Origin of the sequence: Maribacter sp. UBA3344, from assembly GCF_002362375.1 — a bacterium.
Taxonomy (GTDB): Bacteria; Bacteroidota; Bacteroidia; order Flavobacteriales; family Flavobacteriaceae; genus Maribacter; species Maribacter dokdonensis.
Genome location: NZ_DERI01000008.1, coordinates 209,187 through 233,838, shown reverse-complemented (window position 1 = coordinate 233,838; position 24,652 = coordinate 209,187). Strand labels below are relative to the sequence as shown.

Genomic DNA, 24,652 nt, shown 5'->3' with positions numbered 1-24,652 from the left:
ATAAGATATAATCTAGGCAGTGTAATGGTAATTAAGGGCAATTATAAAGGAATATTATGACCAACAAACTAGTAAATACAACTGAAAAATACGTTAAGAATTTATTGGCGGAACAAATGAACAAGAATTTTCTTTTTCATACCCAGGGTTATGCCATGAAGTCTATAAGCAAGGCAAAGAAAATATTGGAAACAACTGATCTTACCAATGTTGAGGTCAATTCTATTTTAATTGCAACGTGGTTTATGCATTCTGGTTTTGCGGTGAATTATGAAAATCATTTAAACGAAAGCTTAAACTTAGCCACGGATTTTTTAAAAAATAATGGTATAGATAATGAAAATATCAACAAGGTATTGGAGTTGATTACGAGCGCTTGGGGCAAAGATGAACCTAAAAGCGAATCAGAAAAAATTATGAAGGATGTGCGAACCTGGTTTTATGCATCTAGTGATTTTGAGGAATTGTTACAGCTATTAAGACTTGAGCTTGAAAATTTTAATAAATCCGTTCCTGATATAGATACTTGGCGATTAGATTATGTTGAAGAACTTAGGGTTAGGCATAGGTTTTATTCTGATTATGCCAAGGAAAATTGGCAAGAGCAGAAAGAGGATAATATACTTTCTTTGATCTCAAGATTACAAAAGGCGGAAAAAACAGAAAAGAAAGAAGTTTTAAAGGCTAGATTAAAAGATGAGAGCCCGCAGAGGGCTATTCAATCATTATATCGAATAGAACTTAGAAATCATATAAAACTGAGTGATATAGCAGATACTAAAGCCAATATTCTTTTATCGGTAAATGCCATTATAATTTCGCTCTTATTGGCTAACCTTTTGCCTAAGTTAGACTCGCCTTCAAATTCATACTTAATTTATCCCACGGTAATATTTGTACTATTTAGTATAGCTTCAATGATAATGTCGGTTTTGGCTACAAGACCAAAAGTGGATAATGCCGAGGTGGTTGAAAATGATATTAATAAAAAGGATACGAATTATCTGTTTTTTGGAAATTTCCACACTATGGAAATTAAGGACTTTAAAGCAAAATTAAGGGATATCATAAAAAGCAAAGAATCTATTTATGATTCATTGAGTATGGATCTGTATTACTTGGGCAAGGTGCTACAAGAAAAATATAGGTTGTTAAGGTGGACCTATACGGTGTTTCTTGTGGGTATAATACTTTCTGTAATTGCCTTTGGTTTCGCATTAAAATATTATGGAATGGAAGACGAACTATTAGATGCCGTAACGCCTTTGCCAAAAGAATAAGCTATGGCTAATTAAACCAAATAGCATACTTCATTCTTCTTAATTCCAGTGCTAACTCTTTTTCAAGTTTTAAAGCTTCTGCTCTTGTTTGTACAGGGTCAATGTGGTTAAATAAACTACCACGTAAGTAAAGGCCATATTTTTCTACAATTTTTGAAGAAATATTGTGTCCTTTTTTGCTTAAACTACCACTTTTATGCTGTTCAAAACGTTCTTTTGGAGTTTTACTGGTCATGCCAACGTAAAGGCACTCAAGAACCCCATTAAATTGTGGATTGGCTTCCCTGAATTTTTTGTTCTCGGTGTATACTTTTTTTGATAATTCTATGACATAAACAGTATACATAAAAATAGGTGTGAAAAATGGACTTTAGAGTAAATATTAGGTTTTGTACTATTATTCAAAAATTTCAATACCTTCAGTAGTGAATGAAAATGCCTGTGCTCCCAAACCACCCACCATAACAGCTTGAAATAATGGATTTAATTTTCTCTTGGAATACCAATCAATCATAAAATTTGCTCCACTACCACCAGATGTATCTTGTTGCTCAATGACATAATCAATAGATTCCATTGGAGTAAGGTAAATAGGGGAGTCTATATAACTTCTTACAAGATCACCTTCTGTATTGTAATAGTCGATCTTACTTACGAACAAACTATCTTTTAAACTGGTATTTCTAATGCTCAAAGTAGCGGTCAATAAAGTTCTGGTATCTCTTGTTTGATTATAGATATCAGAATAAATAGGTACGTAAACTTGTCTTTTTAGAGAATCGTTTGAGATGGTATTTGCCTTTCTGCTCAGGGTGTGGTTGTCTAAAATTTCAACAGGAACATTTTCCGTAGATTTTTGTTTGCATGACATTACGTTCATAGCAAAAACCAACGAAAGACAAATACCACCTATAAACTTTATATTTTTCAAATGTTATTTTTTAATCTTCCCATTCTGTATGATAAATACCTTCACGATCTAAACGCTCATACGTATGAGAACCAAAATAATCTCGTTGCGCTTGTATTAAATTTAAAGGTAATTTACTTGAAGTATAGGCATCAAAATAAGTAAGTGAATTTGAAAGCCCTGGTAAAGGAATTCCGTTTTGTGCTCCAAATGCCACTAATTCTCTAGCCGCATCTACCGTTTCTTTTATTTTGCTTACAAAATTAGGAGAAAGTAAAAGGTTCGGTAGTGTTGGCTCAGCTTTAAAAGCTTCGGTAATATCAGCCAATAAACCTGCACGAATAATACAACCTGCCCTCCAAATTTTTGCAATTACGGCAATGTCTAAATTGTAACCATATTCTTTTGATGCATCTGCCAATTGGTGCAATCCTTGAGAATAGGTAATAATAAAAGAGAAGTACAAAGCCTTTTCGGAAAGCGCTTCTAATTTCTCTTTATCCATATGAGCAACGGTAGGTCTATCATAAAGTGCATCTGCTTTTACTCTCTCGTCTTTTAATGCGGAAAGTTCTCTCATGCTTACCGCAACATCAATAGATGGTACAGGTATACCCAGGTCCATCGCATTTTGGCTCGTCCATTTACCGGTACCTTTTTGCTTTGCCTTATCTAAAATTTGATCTACTAAACGTCCTTTGGTCAAATCATCTTCTTGTTCAAAAATTTCAGATGTAATTTCAACTAAGAAAGATTGTAACCTACCAGAATTCCATTTGGCAAAAGTGCTATGTAATTCATCATTATTGTAATCGCCTCCTTTTTTAAGTACATCGTATATTTCTGAAGTCAGCTGCATTAAGCCGTATTCAATACCATTGTGAACCATTTTCACATAATTCCCTGCAGATTTTGGACCTAAATAGGCAACACATGGCTCTCCGTTGTATTTAGCGGAAACCGCTTCAAAAATAGGTTTAATATGCTCGTAAGCAGATTTAGAACCTCCGGGCATAATACTTGGACCTTTACGGGCACCTTTTGCACCACCGGAAACCCCTGCTCCAAAAAAGTTGATACCTCTCTCTTGTAAGTAAGATTCTCTTCTGTCCGTATCGGTAAAGAAAGAGTTACCGCCGTCAATAATAATATCGCCTTTGTCAATATGTGGTAAAAGAGATTCTATAACGCCGTCAACAATTTTACCTGCAGGAACCAAAAGCATTATTTTACGAGGTTGCTTTAAGTTCTTTACAAAGGTTTTTATGTTGCTAGAGGCATTGACTTTTTCTACATCTCCACCTAAAGTCTTTAAGGCCTCTACTTTTTCATCATCTAAATCATATCCAAAAGCAGAAAAGCCATTATCTGCTACGTTAAGGATAAAATTTTGTCCCATTACCCCAAGACCTACTAAACCAAAATCGTACATAAATTGTATGTTTTATAATTAAAAGACATTAAAATGTTACAACACTTTAGTTATACTTTGTTGCTAACATAATGTGAATCAAAAATAATTTAAAATATTGACTTTAAATCTAAATAACATCTTAAACAAGCCTAATAATGGCTTACTTTTTAAGATATTTACAAATAAATAGAATTTCAACCTATAATGAAAAAGACAGAAAATCATATGCTCGTAATATTTGGGGCATCTGGAGATTTAACGGCAAGAAAACTGATACCTGCCATATTCAATTTATATAAAGGAAATGATCTTCCTGAAAATTTTGTGGTACTTGGCGTTAGTAGGAGTGATTTGGGCGATTTAAAGTTTAGAAATAAGGTAGTTTTAGAAAGTCCCTATCTAGAAGATGAACGAAAGGAATTTGATGAGGATTATATTCAAAAATTCGCCGATAAGCTGTTTTATGAAGATTTAGGTTCTGATTACGACACATCATATGAACGACTGGAAAAACGAATTTCAGATTTAGATCAGAAATACGGTACGAACGGAAATCATATATTTTATCTTTCAACACCACCAAGTTTATATGAGCCAATAGCTAAAAACTTGTCCGATCAAGGATTGAATGATGATTCTAATGGTTGGCGTAGACTAATTGTAGAAAAACCATTTGGTTATAGCTTACAATCTGCTAAAGAATTAAATGACGGACTACATACATATTTTAAGGAAAATCAGATTTTTAGAATTGATCATTACTTAGGTAAAGAAACGGTACAGAATCTACTGGTAACCCGTTTTGCCAATAGTATTTTTGAACCTCTTTGGAACAGAAACTATATACACCATGTAGAGATTACAAATGCTGAAAGCGTGGGTGTTGAAAAAAGAGGTGGCTATTATGATAAATCTGGGGCATTAAGAGATATGTTTCAAAGTCATTTATTGCAAATTGTAGCTTTAATCGTTATGGAGCCGCCATTAAGTGCCGATGCCGAAGAAATTAGAAATGAGAAGTTAAAAGCGTTAAAGTCGTTAAAAATAATGAACGATGAGAAAACGCTTTTTGATAATACCATAAGAGCACAATATGTTGCTTCTAAAATAGATGGTCAAGAAGTAAAGGGATATCGCGAAGAAGAGGGCGTAGATGAAAATTCCACGACAGAAACTTTTGCTGCAATTAAGTTTTTTGTAGACAATTGGCGTTGGGCAGATGTACCGTTTTATGTAAGGACAGCCAAACGTATGCCTACCAAAGTGACCGAGGTCGTTATACATTTTAAAACACCACATCATCAAATATTCAAAGAATCGGGTATTAGCAATAAAGACAATAAATTAATTATTAGAATACAGCCCGATGAAGGCATTCTAATTAAATTTGGAGTAAAGGTTCCAGGTCAAGGTTTTGAAGTAGAGCGTGCCAATATGGATTTCTACTATTCTAGTTTAACCGAAACTCATGTGATGGAAGCTTATGAAAGATTACTATTAGATGCTATGCAGGGTGATGCAACCCTATATGCAAGGGCAGATGAAGTTGAAGCTGCTTGGGCATTTGTAGATCCAATTTTAGAGTATTGGAAAAATGGTAAGGATGTAAAAATGTACGGTTATGCAGCTGGTGTTTGGGGACCTGAAAACGCAAATGATCTTATAGAAGGTGTAGGCGAATGGCGTAATCCAAGTGAGAATCTGGCAGATGAATCTGGCTATTGTGTTATTTGTTAGTCAAAGCTCACGAAATAATATTAAAGAATAAAATGGAATTAAAAGTATATCAAAATAAAAACAAGGTAGCGGAAGAGTTTTCTAAGTACTTAATTGAAAAATCAGTTACTCAGAAGGCTTTTCATATTGCCTTATCTGGTGGAAGTACCCCAAAAATAGTTTTTGACGTTCTTGCTGAGCAATTTTCAAAGGATATTAATTGGAACAACATTCATTTGTATTGGGGAGATGAAAGGTGTGTGGAACCCACGGATGCTGAAAGTAACTATAAAATGACAGTAGAACACCTTATTTCTAAGGTTGATATTCCAGAGGGAAATATACATAGAATTAAAGGTGAGGAAGATCCAAAAGAAGAAGCTAAGCGTTACGGTGCGTTATTGGAGGAAGAATTGCCAAAGGAATTAGGTTTACCACAATTTGATCTGGTTATTTTAGGTATGGGAGATGATGGTCATACAGCTTCTATTTTTCCACATGAAATCAATTTATGGGTATCACCGGATAATTGCGAAGTCGCTATTCACCCAGAATCCGGGCAAAGACGAGTATCTCTTACGGGTAGAATAATCAATAATGCTAAAACAGTAGCATTTTTGGTCACCGGCGAAAGTAAGGCAGAGAAAGTAAAGGTAATCGTTGATAGGGAAGAGGGGTATTTAGAATACCCGGCAAGTCACGTAGCACCTAAAACAAAAGACTTGGTCTGGTTTTTAGATGCTGCCGCGGCAAAGCTTCTTACTTCATATCGATCTTAATATTTTCAGATTCCAATTCTTTGATATAATCTTGAGAGTTAAAGGATTTTGACTCGAATTTAGTGTCTCTTTCTTGAGCTTCTAGTTTGCGGTATTTACTTCTTGCAAATCTTCTGACCCCTTGATCATCTGAAATTATAAGACCGGGCACGGGAACATTTTTACCATCTGTTCCCTTGGCTACCATGGTAAAGTAAGATGAGTTGCAATGTTTTTTGGTACCAGAGGTAATGTTTTCCGATTCTACACGAACACCAACCACCATAGAAGTACGGCCGGTATAGTTAATACTGGCTTTAAGGGTTACCAATTCTCCTACTTCTATAGGGTTTAGAAAGTTTACACGATTTACCGAAGCTGTTACACAATACTGTTGTGAGTGTTTAGAGGCACAGGCAAAGGCAATTTGATCCATTAAGTTTAATATATGGCCACCGTGTACCTTGCCCCCAAAATTGGAATGGGACGGCAGCATCAATTCTGTTATAGAAACTCTTGATTCTTTTACGCTTTTAAACTTTTCCATAAACTTCTCGCTATAATGTGGTTATTTAATTTCTAAAATGAGGAGATTTTTCTGCATGAACCTCTGTAATAAAGTATTTAGTGTCTCCTAGCCAAAAGAAGGTAGCATAGCGCTCAACATAACTTACTTTTACATATTGCCCTTGATATTCCTTTAATTTGTCTATAACTTCCTTGTCTTTGTCCAATACCGAAAATGAAAATATCTGAGCACCAGAGATTCCTTGGCTTATCTCGCCTTCCCAAGTTTTTACTAATACGCCTTTGTGACTTATTTTAATAAGTTCGCCAGATCTAACACCTTCACTGAAGGTTACAAAGTAGATAAAGGCATAATAAAGAGCTCCAATGAGCACTATACCCAATAAAATTAATGATACTATTTTTTTCATGTGTTTAATTTAAAATTGAATTAATGGTTGTTATCTAATGTTTTTATAGGTACTTCTTCATGTTCATCATCTTCGCTAGCACGATTTAGGATGGACTCAGGAATTGACTTTTTTGCTTTCGCACCCATTTTTTTAAGCTTCTCTATGCTGGTAATAATATTACCACGGCCTTCTACTAATTTGTTCATTGCTCCACGGTATTCACTTTTAGCCTCGTCCATCTTTTTGCCAACTTTGGTCAGGTCATTTACAAAACCTTCAAATTTATCATAAAGAGCACCTGCTTGTCTTGCTATTTCAATAGCATTTCGTTGTTGCTTTTCATTGTTCCACATGCTATCTATGGTACGTAAAGTAGCCAAAAGAGTAGAAGGGGTAACAATAATGATGTTCTGCTCAAATGCTTTATTGTATAAAGAGCTATCTTGGTTTATGGCTATTGCAAACGCAGGTTCTATAGGAACGAACATCAATACAAAATCTGGACTCTCCATCTCATAAAGGTCTTCGTATTTTTTGGCGGATAATTGGTCTACATGCCTTCTTAGGGAGTTTATATGGTCTTTTAAGAATTTCTCCTTAAAATCATCTTCTGAATTAACATAGCGTTCGTAATCGGTAAGAGATACTTTAGAATCGACCACCATTTTTTTACCATCGGGCAAATTGATGATGACATCTGGTAGCACACGACTACCATCTTCTCGTTTAAAGCTTTGCTGAACTATATATTCGCGATCCTTCTCTAGACCAGATTTCTCCAATACGCGTTCCAATACCAATTCTCCCCAATTACCTTGCATTTTGCTATCACCCTTTAATGCCTTGGTCAAATTTTCGGCTTCTTGGGTAATTTTAATGTTCTGGGTTTGTAAATGTAGTAGCTGTTCTTTTAAAGCGGAATGGATACTGATATTCTCTTTCTGACTTTCTTCTACCTTCTTTTCAAACAGAAGAATTTTTTCATTTAAGGGAGTAAGAATATTCTTGATGTTCTTCTCATTACGTTCCGTGAATTTTAAACTCTTTTCTTCCAATATTTTATTGGCAAGATTTTCAAACTCCTTTGTGAATTTTTCTTGAAGCTTTTCTACTTCTTCTTTCTGCTCTCTATTTTTAAGCTGTAAATTATCTAAATCAGCTTGATAACGCACTATTTGGTTTCCCAGCTGTTCTTTATCCGTTTGTAATTTAAATTTTTGGTTTTCACTTTCCTTTAATCTGTCCTGAAAGACAGAAAGGTTGTTTAGCATTTGCTGCTCTCGTTCCTCTAAAGTGCTTTGGCGCGATTTTGTTTTTAGAAACTGAATGTAATTACCTAAGAAGTATCCAATGGCGAGACAAAGGATTCCGATGATGAAGTAAATATAAATTTCGTTCATATGCACTGCAGTAATCATGTAAAGATACTTGATTGCTCAATAAAGTTTAAAAGAGCTGGTCTGTTTTTAATTAACATACCTACTTTAATTTCTTATAAATGTTGAAAAACCTATTTTTTGATTTTAAAAGAGCCCGTATTGGAGTCAAAAGAAATCATATCGGTTGGGAAGAGTGTATCAAAATTCTTGTTCTTTATGAGATTGCATGGTTGGTCAAAAGCATTGTTGACTCCGTCTAAAATCAGCATTTTATCACATAATTGAATAGCCAATTCAATTTCATGACTGGTATATAAAATAATTTTATTTGTGCTGTGCGCAAGGGACTTCAGTAGTTTTAAAATAGATACCTTATGATAAAGGTCCAGATGAGAGGTAGGCTCATCAAGTAGAATAATATCTGTATCTTGAATAAGGGCACGGGCAATAAGAACACGTTGCAATTGCCCGTCACTAAGCTGAAAGCATTTTTTGGATAATAACGGTTCAAGAGCTAAGAGTGCAACACTTTTATTGATAATGGCAGTATCATTAGCTGCTAATTTACCCAACCAATTGGTGTAAGGTTGTCTGCCCAGCGCCAATAACTCATACACAGATAAGTTTTTAGAGGCAATAGGTTCCGTTAAAACGACACTGACCTTAGATGCAATTTGCAATTCACTATAGTCTGTAAGTTCTTTTCCTTCAATTTGTATGGATCCAGAAAGTTTAGGTTGAAAATTACCTAAGGTACGTAACAGTGTAGATTTGCCAATACCGTTTACACCAACTATAGCAGCAAGTTCCCCTTTCATTAAATGAATTGAAATGTTAGAAACCACTATGTTATCATCATGACCAATATCAAGGTCGTTGACAAGAAATGTGCTATTTGATGTATTCTTATTGATAATACCTGTTTTTAATTAAAAAATCATTTTTCTTTTACGTAACAATAACCATATAACCACTGGTGCACCAAAAATACTGGTAATGGCGTTAATTGGTAAAACACTCATATAACCTGGTAATTGCGCAATAGTATCGCATAACAACATTAAAATGGCTCCGCAGATAAGTACAGCGGGAATTTGAATTTTATGGTCGGTCGTATGAAATATCTGTTTAGTGATATGGGGAACCGCCAGACCTACAAATGCAATAGGACCGGCAAATGCCGTAATTGATCCTGCAAGCAGTCCGGTGGCGACTATAATTATGTATCGCGATTTTTTTAGAGCAATGCCTAAACTTTTTGCATAGTTCTCACCAAGTAATAATGCATTTAAAGGCTTAATGGAAACAATGCTAAGCGTAATTCCTAAAACCGTACATAAGGCAACGATTCTTAATTGTAGCCAAGATAAATTTCCTAAACTGCCAAAGGACCAAAATATATACTGCTGTAGTTTTTCGGCCTTTGTAAAATAAGAAAGTACGCTGACTATGGCAGCAGTAATACTACCGAACATTAGACCAATAATTAACAATGCCATGGTATCCTTAACCTTTGCGGCCACGATCAATACCAAGAATAAAACTAAAAAACTACCAAGGCTAGATGCAATTGCAAGTGTAAAGTCGTTAAAAGCGGAAAAACTGAAGACTGCCGAGAGTAGTGAAGTACCCATTATTAAAATTGCCGCTCCTAAACTGGCTCCAGAGCTTATGCCCAGAACGTAAGGTCCTGCCAAAGGGTTTCTGAATAAAGTCTGCATTAACAACCCGCTTAATGACAAACCACCACCAACCATAACAGCCGTAATTGCTTTTGGTAGCCTATACTCCCAAATAATATAATAGCTAGAAGATTCTTTAAGTGTAGAGCCAAATATAATTTTAAAAGTATCTGCTAAAGGAATAGTAACAGATCCCAGACAAATATTAATGGAAAGGCAAACTATTAATAGAATTAAAAGTAAAATGAACTGTAGGCTATATGTAGTTTGTTTAAACAATTAAAGGAGGGGTTTAAAAAAGTATGGTGTATAGTTGGGTAACAAACCAGGGTGTAAAATATGAATTAAATCCTTTAAAACTAGATCAGGTCTTTGTGGTGCCAGTTCGTAATATAACGTGCCACCTGTTTCTCCTTTTGTATTTGCCGTAGTAAATACTTTTCTTTTTTTAAAGGCATCAAATCGCATGTAGTGCTCGCTTGCGTCTTGCATTTCTTGGTAAGAGGAAAATTGGGCAGGTCCTATCCAATACTCGGCATGTTGCCCAACATCTAGGGCACTTTCCCAACTTAAAGAAAGACTTCCGTTTTCATCGGTAGAATTCCATAAATACAGGGCATTGGCATCTTTTAGAAAATTCGCTGCCCAGCTTTTGCCTCCCGGCAAATACCAAACATCATTGTACATGGTACCACTAAGAACGGTAGGTTTGCTTTTAGCCCCAGCAGCTAGTTTTTTGGCTTCTAGATAGGATGTTTCAATATCATTAAAGATAGCATTGGCCTTTTGGACCTTGTTGAAAAATGGAGCAAAGAATTTAATCCATTCCGCTTTTCCTAGGGGTGTTTCTTCTACCCAATCGCCATTGTAAATTACGGGGATATTAGCGCGTTGTATGGTTTCATAAGTGCTATTGCCACCATTTATGGCAAAGCCAAAAATTAAATCTGGTTGCAATGCCAGGACAGCTTCGGTATTTATACTTTCGTTGACACCTAATTCTTTAATTTTTCCGGCATCTATTAATTTTCTTGTTGCTGTAGAAGAAATGTACTTGGTATCGGGAAAGCCAATAAGTTGGTTTAAAACTCCCAATTCTTCTAAAGCGGGAATATGAGTAGTTGAGGTCACCACAATATGTTCAACAGGTGTTGAAATTATGGCGTCATATTCATTTTTGTTTAAAGTGACACTTGCTTGTAGTTCTTTAGGAACCAAAGCGTAGGTGTATGTAGTTTTGGCATTTGCCCAAGGTTTTAATACCCTGATAATGGTAATACCGTTACTTTGGTTTTGAATTGAAAAACCATTGGCATATTTTATTAAAGTGCTTCTTGTATTGGTTTTGTTTACAATTGTTTCTTTTTTCTCCTGCTTGCATCCGCATAACAAAAGAAGGTAACTAATAAAAAGCAAGCGTTTTAACATGGTAGTAATTCGTCTATTTTTCAAAAGTAGTATTATAAAAGTTTACTTAGAAAGATTAAACTAAATGTTTACTTTCGCCATGAATTTTGGTTTTCATTATTTTTTGTAATGAAATTAAAAGGGAATCTAGTGAAAATCTAGAGCTGTTCCCGCAACTGTAAGCTTAGTCTTTGTTCTAAAGATGGCTACTATTTCTTCGGTACCACTGTTATTAGTTTAATGGGAAGGTGAATAGTAGTACGTAAGTCAGGAGACCTGCCATATTTTTAATTTAAATGCGATGGACTTTCGGGTAAAAAGTCGTTGTTGTGATGAAAAAGTTAATTTCAATAGTACTAGTGTTTTGTGCTACAGTTGGGTATGCACAACGAGATTCCATTTTAAAGTTGGATGAAGTTGTGGTGTCCGATAGTAGAGTTAAGCAGTATGCTGAGGGGTATAAAGTAACTGTATTACAAGATAGTATTATACAACGTACTAACGAATCTCTTACCTCTTTACTGGCATTTAATTCTAACATTTATTTTAAAGAGAATGGATTTGGAATGGTTTCTTCTCCTGCTTTTAGAGGAACCAATGCGTCTCATACCGCAGTTATATGGAATGGTATAAATATAAACTCACAGTTAAACGGACAAGTAGATTTTAATACCATAAACCCATTTAACTACAATTCTATTAGCATTCGTAGTGGCGGTGGAAGCGTGCAGTATGGCTCAGGAGCTATAGGCGGTAGTATTCATTTAAATAGCGATTTATTATTTAAAGAACACTTTGATAATCAAGTTTCTATTGGTTATGGAAGTTATAAAACAAAAAAAATAAATTTTCATCAGAGTTATGGTAGCCGATCAATGTCCTACAGTTTAGGGGTTAATTATAATGCATCGGATAATAACTATAAGTATTTAAACACTGGTGAGGAGAATAAGAATGGCGAGTTTAATAATCTAAATTTAAATTGGAATATAGGTTATGTTCTTTCTGAAAATCAGATACTGAAGTTATACCATCAAACTTTTATTAGTGATAGAAATTTGTCGGGAAACTTGGTGGTTTTAGGTAGAAGTAAGTATAAAGATAACCAGTATAGAACTCAGTTAGAGTGGGGGAGTTATGGACCTAAAGCGATATCTAAAATAAAACTAGCCTACTTGCAAGAAGAGTATAAATATTTTGAGAATAAAGATGCGGCTATTTACTCCTTTGGGAAGGTGTCTAATTTTTTAGCAAGATATTCTCTGGATTATAAGATTTCCAAATTTTTTAGACTTAACTCTTTTTTGGAATTTAATAACTATAAAGGCGCGGGGGATAGTTTTGGAAGTCCAGAAAGGGATGATTTTTCTGCGACGGCCCTATTAAAACATATTATTTCATCTACAATAGCCTACAATTTGAGTGTTAGGCAAGACTTTTCTTCAGATTTTTCAAGTCCGTTGGTTTTTTCGTTTGATGGTAGTTATAGTCTTACGGACAATTACCAGGTAAAGATAAATGCATCAAAAAATTTTAGGACTCCCACCTTCAATGATTTGTATTGGCAACCAGGTGGAAATTTAGAGCTTATTCCTGAAAAATCATACCAGTTAGATTTTGGGAATGTTTTAAATATTGGGGCTGTCTCTATGCAATATAACGGGTATTATATTTCAACAAAAGACATGATAAAATGGTTGCCCAATAATGAAGGGGTTTGGTCTCCTATAAATATAGACGATGTTGAAATTTACGGAGCCGAGGCAAAAATAGAAGCAAATTATTCTTTAGGTAAAAACCAAGAGCTAGGGATTAAAACAAATTATGCCTATACCGTCTCAGAAGATAAGAGTACTAATGAACAGTTAATTTATGTGCCATTCCATACGGCAAACGGTTCGTTAGAATATAGAATAGCAGACTTAAATTTGTTTTATCAGCATTTGTATAATGGTTCTGTATCTATTGTTGGAGGGGAATTGAAAGAATATCAAGTAGCAAATCTTGGGGCAACTTATACGGCGGATATATTGAAAAAAGATTTAAAATATACTATAGGAGTTACTGTTAACAATGTGTTTAATACATATTACGAAAACGTAGCATTACGTCCTATGCCCAACAGAAATATACAAACACAATTAATATTAAATTTTTAAAAATGAATTTGAAACACTTTATGTTAACAGCGGCTTTCGCCTCATTTATACTTACATCTTGTAGTGATGATGATGATATGCCAACACCGGGAACAATAGGAATAGCTACAACAGAAGATAGTTATAATGAGGGAGAAGGAACAGTAGGAATAACGATCAGTACTACTGGCGTAAATGCTATGGATGTAACCATTAATTATGAAGTAACAGGAACAGCCACTGAAGGGGAGGACTATCAATCTTTATCAGGGTCGGTGGTTTTACCGGCAGGGGAAACATCAGTACAAGAAAGTTTAATTTTAATTGATGATACGGAGGTGGAATCTTCTGAAGAGGTAATTTTTACTATTACTTCTACTAGTAATGAAGAGGATATTGTGGGAGCTAATAGTTCTTTAATAGTAACAATTACGGATAATGATTCTTACCCATTTGAAAATGGAATATTGGTTTCTCATGAAGGAAATTTTATGCAAGGAAATGCTTCTATTTCTTTTGTTTCGGATGATTTAGCCACTGTGGAAAACGATATTTTTAAAACTGTAAATGATGCAGATGCATTAGGGGACAATGCACAGAGTATGTCTTTTTACGAAAATATGGCTTATATAGTAATGAATGGTTCCCAGAAGATAGAAGTTGTAAATCGTTATACTTTTGAGTCTGTTGCCACAATTGGAGGGCCAAGCGAGACAGATTTTTTAAACCCTCGTTATATGGCAATAGCTAATGGTAAAGGATATGTTACAAATTGGGGAGACGGTTCTAATCCTGATGATGATTATGTTGCTGTAATCGACTTAGAAACAAATACCGTAGAATCTACTATTTCAGTTGCGGAAGGGCCAGAGAAAATTATAGTGAAGGATAATACCGTTTATGTAGCGCTCCAAGGAGGGTTTAATCAAAATAACGGGGTTACGGTAATTGATGCTACCACAAATACGGTTACTACGACCATTACAGTAGGAGATCGCCCTAATTCAATGCAATTAGATGATAGTGGAAATCTTTGGGTATTATCAAGTGGAAATCCATCTTGGACCGGAAATGAGACTGCCGGACAAATAGATTATATTAATACTACGGATAATACGGTTACAAAAACTATGAATTATGCAGTTACGGAACATCCAGGTAATTTAGAAATTGATGGAGCTACTCTTTATTATTATTCTGGAGGGTCTGTGTATGCTATGGATACTACAACAAGTGTATTGCCAACAACTGCGGAAATTGAAGGTCTTAATTTTTATGATATGGCTGTTATTGATGGTAAACTTTATGGAGTAGATGCCAAAGATTTTGTCAGCAATGGCTCTTTAGAGGTTTATGATTTATCGGATAATACCTTATTGGCTTCTAAAACAGTTTCTATTATTCCAGGAGGTATATATTTTAATGAAACAGCAGCCAGATAAAATCTAATTAAAAAGTACAATTTTCAATAGTCTAAATAACAGATTATTGTAAAATTTGATAATATAAAAAGCTGAACAATAGTATCATTGTTCAGCTTTTTTTAAATCGTTTTTTGGCTTCAGGAAATCTTGTATTTAAAAGCGCAATATTAAAGCCAATGCTTTAAATAACGTATTGGAATAAGTTAGAATTCCAAATCATAAACGGTATCATCCACCATCTTATCGCTCATCAAACTATTTTTCTTAGAACTGCTAATAATATTGATGGGGTATTTAACCGTAAAGTCGCGTTTACCGGTAGTACCGGTAATTACCTCAATGGCTTTTGCCAATAAAGGTTCGTTTTCTTCCCCAATAATACCAAGATTGCTATAATCTTCTTTCAACTCATAATCTGGTTGTAAACCGCTTGTAAAGTCGTAAAAACCATCGGCATTTTCATTCCTGCCAATTAAGGGTTGTATTGCCCATTGATTGTCTGGATTGATATTGTTGACTCTTGAAGGTGTGTATAAATATGAGTTTTCCCTATCATCTACCAATGTGGTGGAAAATTCATTTTTACCTCTGGTAACATCACCAATTTGAATAACATCTATATAAGGCTCCAAGCTATTGATCAATAATTCACTGGCAGAAGCAGAACTAGCAGACGTAATAACATATAATTTGTTAAAGCCTAAAGAATTAATGGTCTCCCCATTAATCTTATCGGCAAAATATACCTCTAACTGACTATCGTTAAATTGTTCTTGTAGTTTATCGTTGTATCTCTTTCTAAGAAAAATATCGGATGTGTTGGTTCCATAAATCATACTGGCTAATAATCTTGTAGTATTTACAGATCCACCTGGGTTGTAGCGTAAATCCATAACTAGATTGGTAATACCGGCAGATTTCAAATCTTGAACTGCAGCGTACAGGTCGTCATCATATTCATTGGTAAATTGGTTGTACATGATATAGCCAATGTTTTCTCCGGCAATGGTAAAAGATTTGGAAAGAAAAACAGGATTTTCAGCCAGACCTTCTTCTTTTGTTAAGGTTACCTCTTCTTCGTTAGGAACAATATTACCATTCTCAAAGTCTGCCATGTTCAAGGTATACGTATCATTATCGCCAAAAAGCAGACCAATGTAATTGTCAATGGTCAATGTTTGGCCATCAACTCCGGTAAACAGATCTCCACGTTGAATATTGGCAGAGGTTGCATTGGAATTTGGAACAATGTAGCGAACAAATCCAAAAATTTCATCGCTATCTTGAAATTGGACAAGACCAAACTCCAGGCCATTACTCTTAGAAATACCGGCTAGAGAATTGGTTAGCTCACGGTAATCTTCGTTATAGAAACTAAATCTATCTTGAATAAACTGTAGTTTATTTTCAAAGAAAGCGGCAGGGTCATCCTCAGAATCTAAAAATGCGGTATAGGCAGCTCTACCTTCTTCCGTATTTTCAAAACGATCATCTGCTAAGTCATCTACGTTAGCTTGCCAGAAATACCAAAAGTTCATGGCCTTCCACATGAAATCCTGTACTTCCACATCTGCAGAGCCATCTGGGTCTACCGTATTTGGTAATGAAAGATCATCATCTTTTGAGCATGAAAATGCTAGTACGGCAGCAAACACTATTATTATCTTCTTCATACTAAGTGTAACTAAAATGTTTTGATTTTATTTCTTTTCAGATACAGGTATTTTAGCAACAGGAACGCTGTTGTTCAATAATAGTGTTGTATTTCTCGGGTTATATAGTTTTGAACTAGAAACAACATTGGCTGGTAAAATCACATCAAAATTTCTTCTAGCTCCATTACCGTTGATTTCCTGTATGGCTCTTGCCAATAGAGGTTCATTTGCATCACCCAAAACTCCTAAGTTGGTAACATCTTCTGAAAGTTCAATATCAGGAATTAATCCATCCACATAGTCAGAAAATCCAGCACTATTTTCAACCCTACTTATTATTGGCTGAAGTCCCCACTGTACATTAGGATTAATATTATCAACTCTTTCAGGGTCATAGACATTACCACCTTCTGGATCATCCACAAATAGTACAGAGCCTTGGTTTTTACCAACGGTAGTACCACCTATATGTACTACATCAATATAAGGTTCCAAACCAACCATCACTAATTCACTAGCAGATGCAGAAGCTTCTGTAGCTATGATATACACTTTATTTAAATTTAATGTGTTCAGTGCCGCACCTGAATTACCATCAGCAGTACCGGTGGTGCTAACAAAATAATTATCCGTTAAACTACTATCAAATTCTGCTTGTAATTTCGCATTATATATTGTTTTAAATAAAAGGTCGTTGGTGTTGGTGCCTTTGATTAAACTGGCTAAAACAGCGGCAGTGGATCCTCTACCACCTGGGTTATAACGTAAATCCAATACCAGTTCATTTACACCTTGTGCTATGAAATCCGCAAAAACTGAATTAAGGTTATCTTCAGATCCAGATACAAATTGGTTGTACATTAAGTATCCAATTTTTTTGTCTCCAGATGTAATAACAGTATTTACATGGATAGGATTTTCAATTAATCCTTCAGTTTTGGTTAGGGTTACTTTTTTATCACTAGGGCTTATGCCACCATCAACAATATCAGCCATGTTAAGTGTGTAGGTGTCATTATTCCCAAAAAGTAATTCTATATAATTATCAAGGTTTAATGTTTGACCATCAACCCCTATAAATAAATCGCCTCTTTTAATGTCTTTGCCCGAAGCATCAGAATCCTTTACAATGTACTCTACAAAACCAAATACGTCTTCGGTACCAGAGATAAGACCTAAACCAAATTGTAGACCGTTACTTTTAGAAATACCTGCAGAACTGTTTACCAATTCGGTATAATCATCGCTATAAAAGGTAAACCTATCTTCGGAAAACAACAATTTGTTTTCTAATAAAGCAACCGGATCATCATTTTCTGCAAGATATTCTTCGTAAGCAGTTTGTGTATCAAATCGATCATCTGCTAAATCTGGTACATCTCCTTGCCAGAAATAATAAAGGTTCAGTGTTTGCCAAAAAAAGTTTTGGACTTCAATGTCAACTTCTACCGTTTCTTCTTCCTCTTCAGGATTTTCAATTTCTTCTTCTTCAACTACGGGGTCGTTATCATCATTACTACATGACATTGTAATAAGACCTAGACAAAGGAGGGACAAGAAAAATTTTTTCATAGTTATTTTTAATTTTAATTAAAGTGTACTGCTTTAGCCAATTTATAAGCCATCATAAACTATACCGAAAACAGAAGTTTAAATAAGTACGTATATAATTAGTAATAGGATGTTAAATTTACTTACAAGTCAAGGAAATAAAAATTAATTGTAACAAAAATCGTTCAGCGTCGTCTTCTTTTTGTAAACCTGTAAGAAAGGTTACAGACAGCCAAACCAAAATGAAACAAACGGAGTTTTTAAATATTGTATTACCATTTAAGGATAAGTTGTTCCGTATGGCCAAAAGGTTGTTGGTGTCTACAGAAGAGGCAGAAGATGCAACTCAAGAGATACTGATAAAGCTTTGGTCAAAAAAGAATAAAATGGAAAGTTATAATAATGTAGAGGCATTTGCCATGACCATGACCAAGAACTTTTGCTTAGATCGTTTAAAATCTAAACAAGCGGGAAATTTAAAATTGGTACATAGTAATTATACCGATGCCAGTACATCTTTGCAAAGCGAATTAGAGGCAAAAGATAGTATTGATTGGGTTGAGAGAATTATGGCAGAATTACCTGAGCAGCAGAAAATGGTATTACAATTACGGGATGTAGAACAATACGAATATGAAGAGATAGAAAAATTATTGGATATGAAACCTACGGCCATACGGGTAGCTTTGTCCAGAGCAAGAAAAACGGTAAGGGAAAAATTAATGGAAAAGCATAATTATGGAATTGCATAACATAGAAAAATTAATAGAAAAGTATTTTGATGCGACCACTACGATTGCAGAAGAAGAAATACTTAGGAAGTACTTTTCAGAGGGTAACATTGCTCCGCATTTAGAGCAGCATGCACCTTTGTTCAATTACTTCACAAAAGCAAAAGAAGAACGCTTTACAAAGCAGGTGCCATTAAAACCTAGAAAAAATTATTTGAAATGGGCATCCGTTGCTGCAATTGCAATCTTTATGGTAGGGCTATATTTTTATGAACCTACACCACCTCCGGTTACTTTGGCAGATGAGTACACCCCAGAGGAAATAGCATCTGCAAAAGAGGCCTTGGCCTTATTGGCAATGAATTTTAATAAGGGTACAGAGCAACTGAACCATTTAAATGAATTTGAAAAGACAACGAATAAATTTTTAACGAAAAGTAATTAAAATGAAAAAGATACTAGTATTAACACTGTTGGTGTTAGCCCCGGTAATAATTAACGCTCAAGATATTTTTGAAAAATATGAGGATAATGATAAGGTAACCTTTGTTGCCATGCAGCCCAAAATGTTTCAAATGTTGGGTAAAATGAGTGTAAGTTCAGACGATCCAGAGGCAAAGGAATTTTTTGAGTTAGTAAATTCCATAACCAGTTTTAAGGTAATTACAACTGAAGATGCGGCAATTTCCAAAGACGTGGATAGTTGGGTAACCAATAGACTTAAGAGCTCTTCTTTTGAAGAGTTGATGAGAGTACGTGACGGTAGCTCTAATGTAAAGTTTTATGTAAAGGAAGGTAAGGACAGTGATCACGTTAAAGAACTATTGATGTTCGTAACAGGGTTAAAAGACATGGATATAGATGTAAATGGTAAGAAATTGGAAACAGTCCTGTTATCCTTGACCGGAGATATCAATTTAAGGTCAGTATCAAAGTTGACCGATAAAATGGATTTGCCGGGTGGTGACCAACTGGGTAAAGCAGCTAAAAACGGAAATTAAAAATGAATTAAGTGTGTTATATTTTACAGGGCACGCTTAATTATAAGTCAATAATTCATCAATCACCAGATCCTGTAACGGGTGAAGGTATTTAAAATCAACAATCATGAAAAAAGTAGCAGTAGTATTTTTAATGGCAATTTTACCCGCGTTGGGTTTTTCACAATCCGTATTCGATAAATATGAAAATATGGATAACGTAGGGTCCGTAATAGTAAATAAAGGTATGATAGACCTTGTATCTAAATTTGGAAATCTTAGTGATGACAAAGAGGCTCAAGAATTTATGGAAATAGCCAGCGGATTAAAAAATGTGAAGGTCTTTATGACTGAAGATGCAAGCGTATCTGCAGACATGTCATCTACGGTAAAGAAGTACCTGAAATCTTCTAAACTAGAAGAATTAATGCGGGTCAAGGATAAAGATGTAAATGTAAAGTTCTATATAAAAGACGGCAAAAAGAAAGACCATGTATCGGAATTGTTAATGTTCGTTAGTGGTTTGGAGAATGTAGATGTTGGTCATAACGGTAGAAAACTTGAAACCGTACTTGTAAGTCTTACAGGAGATATAGATTTAAATAAAATAGGAACATTGACCAGTAAAATGGACCTGCCAAAGGATTTGAACAAAGCGTCTGGAAAGTAAAAATTTAATATAAAAGGTCTTCTATATATTTAGGGGACCTTTTTACTAAAAAAAACATAGTATGAAATATGTATATTGGATGATGGTTGTAATTTTTGGTTTAACCATGTCATCGTGTTCATCTGAACAGAGTTTACAAGAATATTATATTGCCAATGCAGAGAATCCGAATTTTATGTCCTTTGATTTGCCTTCCAGCTTATTGAATTTGGAAAAGGCAAATTTGAGTGCATCTGAAAAAGAAGCGGCTTCTTCCCTTAAGAAGTTGAATATTTTGGCATTTCAAAAAAAACCTGATAACGAAGCAGATTATCTTGTACAAAAAAAGACTATTAAATCAATACTGAAAGGTTCAGATTATAGTGAGCTGATGAAAATGAATACCCCTTTTGGTAAGGCGACTCTACAGCTAAAGGAAGATGGAGACACTATTGATGAAGTTATTATTTACGGAGATAACGATGAAAAAGGACTTGTTTTGGTTCGTGTTTTAGGAGATGACATGAATCCGGCCAGTTTTGTTCAATTAATTCAGGCAATGGAGAAATCTAATTTTGAAGGTAAAGGTTTAGAGCAACTTGGCGATTTAATAAAAGGTTAAGAGCAAGTTTTATTTTGTTTAAGAACAGCCCGTTACGTTTACGTAATGGGTTTTTATTTGCTGTAGAATTGTGCAACGGTTATTTTTAATGTGACCATTAAATAAAATTGGTGTCATAATAAATGAGAACAATTAAATAACAACCTAAACAAAAATTAAAAATGGAAAACGCAGAAATTTGGATTAACAAAGGAATTGATTTTATAATGCTCTATGGTCCTAAAGTAATAGGTGCCATTCTAATTTATATTATTGGTTCTTGGATAATTAAGAAGCTAATTGGTGTAGCCAACAAAGGAATGACCAAGCAACAGTATGATGAGTCGCTTAGAAAGTTCTTATTGAATTTGGCGAAATGGGCACTTACCGTATTTTTGATAATTACCGTTATCTCAACGTTAGGGGTAGAGACAACAAGTTTTGCAGCGGTTATTGCGGCGGCTGGTCTTGCAATTGGTCTAGCGTTACAAGGGTCACTTTCTAATTTTGCGGGCGGTGTATTGCTTATCATCTTTAAACCTTATAAAATAGGGGATTTAATTGAAGCTCAGGGTGTATTGGGTAGTGTAAAGGAAATAGAGATTTTTACCACCAAACTAATAACCCCGGAAAATAAATTGGCAATTGTACCTAATGGTGCAATGGCAAACGGAAACATTGTAAACTATACGGCAGAAGGTAAAATTAGAGTAGATACAACAGTAGGTGTAGATTATGGTTCTGATTTACAGAAAACAAAAGAAGTGTTACAGGCAATGTTAGAAGCTAATCCAAAAGTGCTTAAAGATCCGGCTCCATCTGTAAATGTATCTGAATTGGCAGATAGTTCAGTAAACTTGGCCGTACGCCCTTTCTGTAAGCCAGAAGATTACTGGGATGTTTACTTTGCCACCATTGAAGGTACTAAGAAAGCATTAGATGGTGCAGGTATAGAAATACCTTACCCACATGAAGTTCAAATTAATAAATAATATAGTCTAGTTAGTTAATAAAAAGCCCGTTGAACTTGCTCAACGGGCTTTTTTAATTTTATTCGATAGTCTCATATAAAATACTTTGAGCCTTATCTTAATTCATTTAATCTTTTGCAATTTGTAGATTATTTTTTCCAAAATCCAAGGTTCTGATCGGGAACGGAATGTTGATGTCGCGTTCGTCAAAATGTTTCTTGATTATTTTAATGGCTTTGTGTCTTGCTGCATGTTCCTGTTTTACATTTACACAGTCTGCCCAAAAACGCACCATAAAATTGATGGAACTATCTCCAAATTCCGTAAAAAAGAATTCTACATCTTCACCGTCGTTTTGTTGAAAGTTGTCGCTGATAATTTTTACGGTCAGGTCTTCTACCATTTGTAAGTCGCTTTCATAGCCAACACCACAGTTTACAAATATTCTATTTCTATTGTTCATAGAATAATTGGTGAACGATCCATCTATAAATTTGGAATTTGGTATCACCACTACATTATTGTCGGGTTTTTTTAGAATAATGTTTCGCAAGCTAATTTCCGTAACAAAACCAGATACACCATCTGCCGTAATAAAGTCATTTATTTTTAGCTGTGGCATGAACGAGAGTATAAGTCCGCCAAAGGTGTTGCTCAAGGTACCTTGTAGAGCTAAACCAATTGCTAAACCAACTACACCTGCACCTGCTAAAATACTTGTTAAAACCTTATCTAAGTCCAAAACGCCAAGGGCTATAAAGAAACCTATTAAAATAATGACAACAAAAACTACTTTGGCTATAATTTCTTGAATAGAAACTTGTGATATTTTTCTTAGTATGGTCTTCTTAAGTAATTTCCGTATTCCTCTTGCTAGAAAATAAAATAAGAACATTACCAAAACAGCCATGGCGAAATTTGGTAATTTTAAAATGATGGATTCTAGCCATCCATCTAATTTATCCCATAAATTACTTATGGATTCTTCAACTGAGAAATTTGTTTGCATACAATTTTAGATTTGTGTTCGTAAGGAATATATAGGATACGAATCACAATCTAAAATGCAAATCGCCCAAAACGGGCGATATGAAGTCTTTGAATTAAAGAAAAATTTTAATGCATTAAAATTGGCTTAAATGCCGGTATAATTACTGGGTGAAATTTGCTTTAATTCATTCTTAATACTGTCAGAAACCTCTAAAGTGTCTATAAAATTTGCAATGGAATCTCTATTTATTTTTTCATTGGTACGTGTTAGACCCTTTAAGGCTTCGTAGGGGTTAGGGTAACTTTCACGTCTTAATATTGTTTGAATGGCCTCAGCAACTACCGCCCAATTGTTCTCTAAATCCTGTTCAAATTTTTCCTTATTCAAAAGTAATTTGTTCAAGCCTTTTAAAGTAGATTGAAAAGCGATGATTGTATGCGCAAAAGGAACGCCTACGTTTCTTAATACGGTACTATCGGTTAAATCTCTTTGAAGTCTAGATACTGGTAGTTTAGCCGATAAATGCTCAAATAGGGCATTGGCAATACCAAGATTTCCTTCGGAGTTTTCAAAATCTATAGGGTTTACTTTATGTGGCATAGCAGAGGAGCCCACTTCGCCCGCTTTAATTTTCTGTTTAAAGTAATCCATAGAGACATAGGTCCAGAAATCTCTATCTAAGTCTAAAATAATAGTATTAATGCGCTTTAGGGTATCGAACAAGGCGGCCATATGGTCATAATGTTCTATCTGTGTTGTAGGGAACGAATGCTGTAATCCTAATTTCTCTTGAACGAATTTTTGACCGAATGCTTTCCAGTCAATAGAAGGATATGCCACTAAATGTGCATTGAAATTACCGGTTGCACCTCCAAATTTGGCGGCACTAGGTATATCGTTCAATAAATTAAACTGTTCTTTCAAACGGGTTACAAAAACCATTATTTCTTTCCCTAAACGAGTAGGGGATGCTGGCTGCCCATGTGTTCTTGCAAGCATTGGTATATCTGACCATTCTTTGGTCAATTCTTCCAATTTTTCTACAAGTTGAAAGTATTGAGGAACAAAAACATTGTTCATTGCTTCTTTAATGGAAAGCGGTATTGCAGTATTGTTTATGTCTTGTGAAGTCAGTCCAAAGTGAATGAATTCTTTAAATTCCGATATTCCTAAGTTGTCAAAGGCTTTTTTGATAAAGTACTCAACCGCCTTTACATCATGGTTTGTTGTTTTCTCTATTTCTTTTATTTCCTGCGCATCGGCAGTTGTAAAATCCGTATATATTTTTCTAAGTGTTTCAAACTTTGAAGAATCAAAGGAAGATAGTTGCGGAAGTGGAATTTCACATAGAGCGATAAAATACTCTATTTCAACTCTTACCCTATATTTTATCAACGCTTCTTCTGAAAAATATGCAGATAAAGAATTGGTTTTAGAACTATAACGACCGTCAATTGGAGAAATGGCACTTAATGCGTTGAGAGACATAAACAAT

General features: G+C 34.8%; 24 protein-coding genes and 1 riboswitch. Of the genes, 11 read left to right on the top strand and 13 right to left on the bottom strand.

The window, feature by feature from the left end; all coding sequences use genetic code 11:
* The first annotated feature begins 56 nt into the window (after positions 1–56).
* On the top strand, positions 57–1,280 hold the full coding sequence (locus tag B2Z27_RS04230) for a Pycsar system effector family protein (protein WP_286812686.1): 1,224 nt from the start codon (positions 57–59) through the stop codon (positions 1,278–1,280).
* 7 nt (positions 1,281–1,287) lie between these two features.
* On the opposite strand, the gene B2Z27_RS04225 is transcribed toward B2Z27_RS04230, so the two are convergent.
* From B2Z27_RS04225 to gndA, 3 genes are read right to left on the bottom strand one after another with little or no spacing between them, the layout of a single operon-like run.
* Positions 1,288–1,626: a GIY-YIG nuclease family protein gene (locus tag B2Z27_RS04225; protein WP_286812685.1), complete on the bottom strand. Its 339-nt coding sequence runs from the start codon at positions 1,624–1,626 to the stop codon at positions 1,288–1,290.
* Between the two features lie 51 nt (positions 1,627–1,677).
* On the bottom strand, positions 1,678–2,211 hold the full coding sequence (locus tag B2Z27_RS04220; protein ID WP_091603546.1) for a DUF3124 domain-containing protein: 534 nt from the start codon (positions 2,209–2,211) through the stop codon (positions 1,678–1,680).
* Between the two features lie 10 nt (positions 2,212–2,221).
* Positions 2,222–3,622, bottom strand: a complete 1,401-nt coding sequence (gene gndA / locus B2Z27_RS04215; RefSeq protein ID WP_286812684.1) for an NADP-dependent phosphogluconate dehydrogenase — start codon at positions 3,620–3,622, stop codon at positions 2,222–2,224.
* A gap of 186 nt (positions 3,623–3,808) precedes the next feature.
* Here gndA and zwf point away from each other — a divergent pair, with 186 nt between their 5' ends.
* The gene (gene zwf / locus B2Z27_RS04210) at positions 3,809–5,341 is read left to right on the top strand and encodes a glucose-6-phosphate dehydrogenase (protein ID WP_286812683.1); all 1,533 of its coding nucleotides are present in this window, start codon (positions 3,809–3,811) and stop codon (positions 5,339–5,341) included.
* Between the two features lie 32 nt (positions 5,342–5,373).
* Complete coding sequence (pgl, locus tag B2Z27_RS04205) at positions 5,374–6,099, top strand: 6-phosphogluconolactonase (RefSeq protein ID WP_286812682.1); 726 nt, start codon at positions 5,374–5,376, stop codon at positions 6,097–6,099.
* Here pgl and B2Z27_RS04200 read toward each other — a convergent pair.
* From B2Z27_RS04200 to B2Z27_RS04175, 6 genes are all read right to left on the bottom strand, one after another.
* Entirely contained in the window at positions 6,080–6,625 is a 546-nt protein-coding gene (locus tag B2Z27_RS04200; protein ID WP_058103043.1) for an acyl-CoA thioesterase, read from the bottom strand. The two genes, pgl and B2Z27_RS04200, sit on opposite strands and share 20 nt — an antisense overlap.
* Positions 6,626–6,650: 25 nt before the next feature.
* Positions 6,651–7,016 carry a 6-phosphogluconate dehydrogenase gene (locus B2Z27_RS04195; protein ID WP_286812681.1) on the bottom strand — a complete coding sequence of 122 codons (366 nt, stop codon included), beginning with the start codon at positions 7,014–7,016 and terminating at the stop codon, positions 6,651–6,653.
* A 20-nt stretch (positions 7,017–7,036) separates the two neighbouring features.
* Positions 7,037–8,398 carry a DNA recombination protein RmuC gene (gene rmuC, locus B2Z27_RS04190; protein WP_286812811.1) on the bottom strand — a complete coding sequence of 454 codons (1,362 nt, stop codon included), beginning with the start codon at positions 8,396–8,398 and terminating at the stop codon, positions 7,037–7,039.
* A 110-nt stretch (positions 8,399–8,508) separates the two neighbouring features.
* A complete protein-coding gene (locus B2Z27_RS04185) occupies positions 8,509–9,222 on the bottom strand; it encodes an ABC transporter ATP-binding protein (RefSeq protein ID WP_339632418.1) in 714 nt (237 codons plus the stop codon).
* 84 nt (positions 9,223–9,306) lie between these two features.
* Positions 9,307–10,338 (bottom strand): FecCD family ABC transporter permease, encoded by a 1,032-nt coding sequence (locus B2Z27_RS04180; RefSeq protein WP_286812680.1) that lies wholly within the window; start codon positions 10,336–10,338, stop codon positions 9,307–9,309.
* Entirely contained in the window at positions 10,339–11,511 is a 1,173-nt protein-coding gene (locus B2Z27_RS04175; protein ID WP_339632415.1) for an ABC transporter substrate-binding protein, read from the bottom strand.
* Between the two features lie 46 nt (positions 11,512–11,557).
* A riboswitch (cobalamin riboswitch) is annotated at positions 11,558–11,764 on the top strand.
* Between the two features lie 34 nt (positions 11,765–11,798).
* Between B2Z27_RS04175 and B2Z27_RS04170 the strand changes: the two genes are divergently transcribed.
* Complete coding sequence (locus B2Z27_RS04170; protein ID WP_286812679.1) at positions 11,799–13,625, top strand: TonB-dependent receptor plug domain-containing protein; 1,827 nt, start codon at positions 11,799–11,801, stop codon at positions 13,623–13,625.
* A gap of 2 nt (positions 13,626–13,627) precedes the next feature.
* Positions 13,628–15,046 (top strand): DUF5074 domain-containing protein, encoded by a 1,419-nt coding sequence (locus tag B2Z27_RS04165; protein ID WP_286812678.1) that lies wholly within the window; start codon positions 13,628–13,630, stop codon positions 15,044–15,046.
* A gap of 185 nt (positions 15,047–15,231) precedes the next feature.
* Here the strand turns inward: B2Z27_RS04165 and B2Z27_RS04160 are convergent, their stop codons facing one another.
* Entirely contained in the window at positions 15,232–16,701 is a 1,470-nt protein-coding gene (locus B2Z27_RS04160; RefSeq protein ID WP_286812677.1) for a S41 family peptidase, read from the bottom strand.
* A gap of 27 nt (positions 16,702–16,728) precedes the next feature.
* Positions 16,729–18,255, bottom strand: coding sequence for a S41 family peptidase (locus B2Z27_RS04155; protein WP_071339599.1), 1,527 nt, complete (start codon positions 18,253–18,255; stop codon positions 16,729–16,731).
* A 221-nt stretch (positions 18,256–18,476) separates the two neighbouring features.
* On the opposite strand from B2Z27_RS04155, the gene B2Z27_RS04150 reads away from it, so the two are divergent.
* The 6 genes from B2Z27_RS04150 (at position 18,477) to B2Z27_RS04125 (ending at position 22,187) form a co-directional block, all read left to right on the top strand.
* Positions 18,477–18,986: an RNA polymerase sigma factor gene (locus B2Z27_RS04150; protein WP_058103033.1), complete on the top strand. Its 510-nt coding sequence runs from the start codon at positions 18,477–18,479 to the stop codon at positions 18,984–18,986.
* Positions 18,973–19,410 (top strand): hypothetical protein, encoded by a 438-nt coding sequence (locus tag B2Z27_RS04145; protein ID WP_091603575.1) that lies wholly within the window; start codon positions 18,973–18,975, stop codon positions 19,408–19,410. The genes B2Z27_RS04150 and B2Z27_RS04145 overlap by 14 nt, the downstream gene beginning before the upstream one ends.
* 1 nt (position 19,411) lies before the next feature.
* Positions 19,412–19,966 (top strand): DUF4252 domain-containing protein, encoded by a 555-nt coding sequence (locus B2Z27_RS04140; RefSeq protein ID WP_058103031.1) that lies wholly within the window; start codon positions 19,412–19,414, stop codon positions 19,964–19,966.
* A gap of 106 nt (positions 19,967–20,072) precedes the next feature.
* Positions 20,073–20,615 (top strand): DUF4252 domain-containing protein, encoded by a 543-nt coding sequence (locus tag B2Z27_RS04135; RefSeq protein ID WP_058103030.1) that lies wholly within the window; start codon positions 20,073–20,075, stop codon positions 20,613–20,615.
* A 61-nt stretch (positions 20,616–20,676) separates the two neighbouring features.
* Positions 20,677–21,216 carry a DUF4252 domain-containing protein gene (locus B2Z27_RS04130; RefSeq protein ID WP_215998078.1) on the top strand — a complete coding sequence of 180 codons (540 nt, stop codon included), beginning with the start codon at positions 20,677–20,679 and terminating at the stop codon, positions 21,214–21,216.
* Between the two features lie 161 nt (positions 21,217–21,377).
* Complete coding sequence (locus B2Z27_RS04125) at positions 21,378–22,187, top strand: mechanosensitive ion channel family protein (protein ID WP_215998079.1); 810 nt, start codon at positions 21,378–21,380, stop codon at positions 22,185–22,187.
* 106 nt (positions 22,188–22,293) lie between these two features.
* Here the strand turns inward: B2Z27_RS04125 and B2Z27_RS04120 are convergent, their stop codons facing one another.
* A complete protein-coding gene (locus tag B2Z27_RS04120) occupies positions 22,294–23,175 on the bottom strand; it encodes a mechanosensitive ion channel family protein (RefSeq protein WP_058103027.1) in 882 nt (293 codons plus the stop codon).
* A gap of 126 nt (positions 23,176–23,301) precedes the next feature.
* Entirely contained in the window at positions 23,302–24,645 is a 1,344-nt protein-coding gene (gene purB, locus B2Z27_RS04115) for an adenylosuccinate lyase (protein WP_074674204.1), read from the bottom strand.
* Between the last annotated feature and the right edge of the window lie 7 nt (positions 24,646–24,652).

Excerpts from the sequence above, each read along its gene's own strand:
- B2Z27_RS04225 (WP_286812685.1), bottom strand. The coding sequence starts at position 1,626 with ATGTATACTGTTTATGTCATAGAATTATCAAAAAAAGTATACACCGAG.
- B2Z27_RS04155 (WP_071339599.1), bottom strand. The coding sequence starts at position 18,255 with ATGAAAAAATTTTTCTTGTCCCTCCTTTGTCTAGGTCTTATTACAATG.
- zwf (WP_286812683.1), top strand. The coding sequence starts at position 3,809 with ATGAAAAAGACAGAAAATCATATGCTCGTAATATTTGGGGCATCTGGA.
- B2Z27_RS04230 (WP_286812686.1), top strand. The coding sequence starts at position 57 with ATGACCAACAAACTAGTAAATACAACTGAAAAATACGTTAAGAATTTA.
- B2Z27_RS04160 (WP_286812677.1), bottom strand. The coding sequence starts at position 16,701 with ATGAAGAAGATAATAATAGTGTTTGCTGCCGTACTAGCATTTTCATGC.
- pgl (WP_286812682.1), top strand. The coding sequence starts at position 5,374 with ATGGAATTAAAAGTATATCAAAATAAAAACAAGGTAGCGGAAGAGTTT.
- B2Z27_RS04120 (WP_058103027.1), bottom strand. The coding sequence starts at position 23,175 with ATGCAAACAAATTTCTCAGTTGAAGAATCCATAAGTAATTTATGGGAT.
- purB (WP_074674204.1), bottom strand. The coding sequence starts at position 24,645 with ATGTCTCTCAACGCATTAAGTGCCATTTCTCCAATTGACGGTCGTTAT.
- B2Z27_RS04125 (WP_215998079.1), top strand. The coding sequence starts at position 21,378 with ATGGAAAACGCAGAAATTTGGATTAACAAAGGAATTGATTTTATAATG.
- B2Z27_RS04170 (WP_286812679.1), top strand. The coding sequence starts at position 11,799 with ATGAAAAAGTTAATTTCAATAGTACTAGTGTTTTGTGCTACAGTTGGG.
- B2Z27_RS04150 (WP_058103033.1), top strand. The coding sequence starts at position 18,477 with ATGAAACAAACGGAGTTTTTAAATATTGTATTACCATTTAAGGATAAG.
- rmuC (WP_286812811.1), bottom strand. The coding sequence starts at position 8,398 with ATGAACGAAATTTATATTTACTTCATCATCGGAATCCTTTGTCTCGCC.
- B2Z27_RS04135 (WP_058103030.1), top strand. The coding sequence starts at position 20,073 with ATGAAAAAAGTAGCAGTAGTATTTTTAATGGCAATTTTACCCGCGTTG.
- B2Z27_RS04145 (WP_091603575.1), top strand. The coding sequence starts at position 18,973 with ATGGAATTGCATAACATAGAAAAATTAATAGAAAAGTATTTTGATGCG.
- B2Z27_RS04140 (WP_058103031.1), top strand. The coding sequence starts at position 19,412 with ATGAAAAAGATACTAGTATTAACACTGTTGGTGTTAGCCCCGGTAATA.
- B2Z27_RS04195 (WP_286812681.1), bottom strand. The coding sequence starts at position 7,016 with ATGAAAAAAATAGTATCATTAATTTTATTGGGTATAGTGCTCATTGGA.
- B2Z27_RS04130 (WP_215998078.1), top strand. The coding sequence starts at position 20,677 with ATGAAATATGTATATTGGATGATGGTTGTAATTTTTGGTTTAACCATG.
- B2Z27_RS04200 (WP_058103043.1), bottom strand. The coding sequence starts at position 6,625 with ATGGAAAAGTTTAAAAGCGTAAAAGAATCAAGAGTTTCTATAACAGAA.
- B2Z27_RS04165 (WP_286812678.1), top strand. The coding sequence starts at position 13,628 with ATGAATTTGAAACACTTTATGTTAACAGCGGCTTTCGCCTCATTTATA.
- gndA (WP_286812684.1), bottom strand. The coding sequence starts at position 3,622 with ATGTACGATTTTGGTTTAGTAGGTCTTGGGGTAATGGGACAAAATTTT.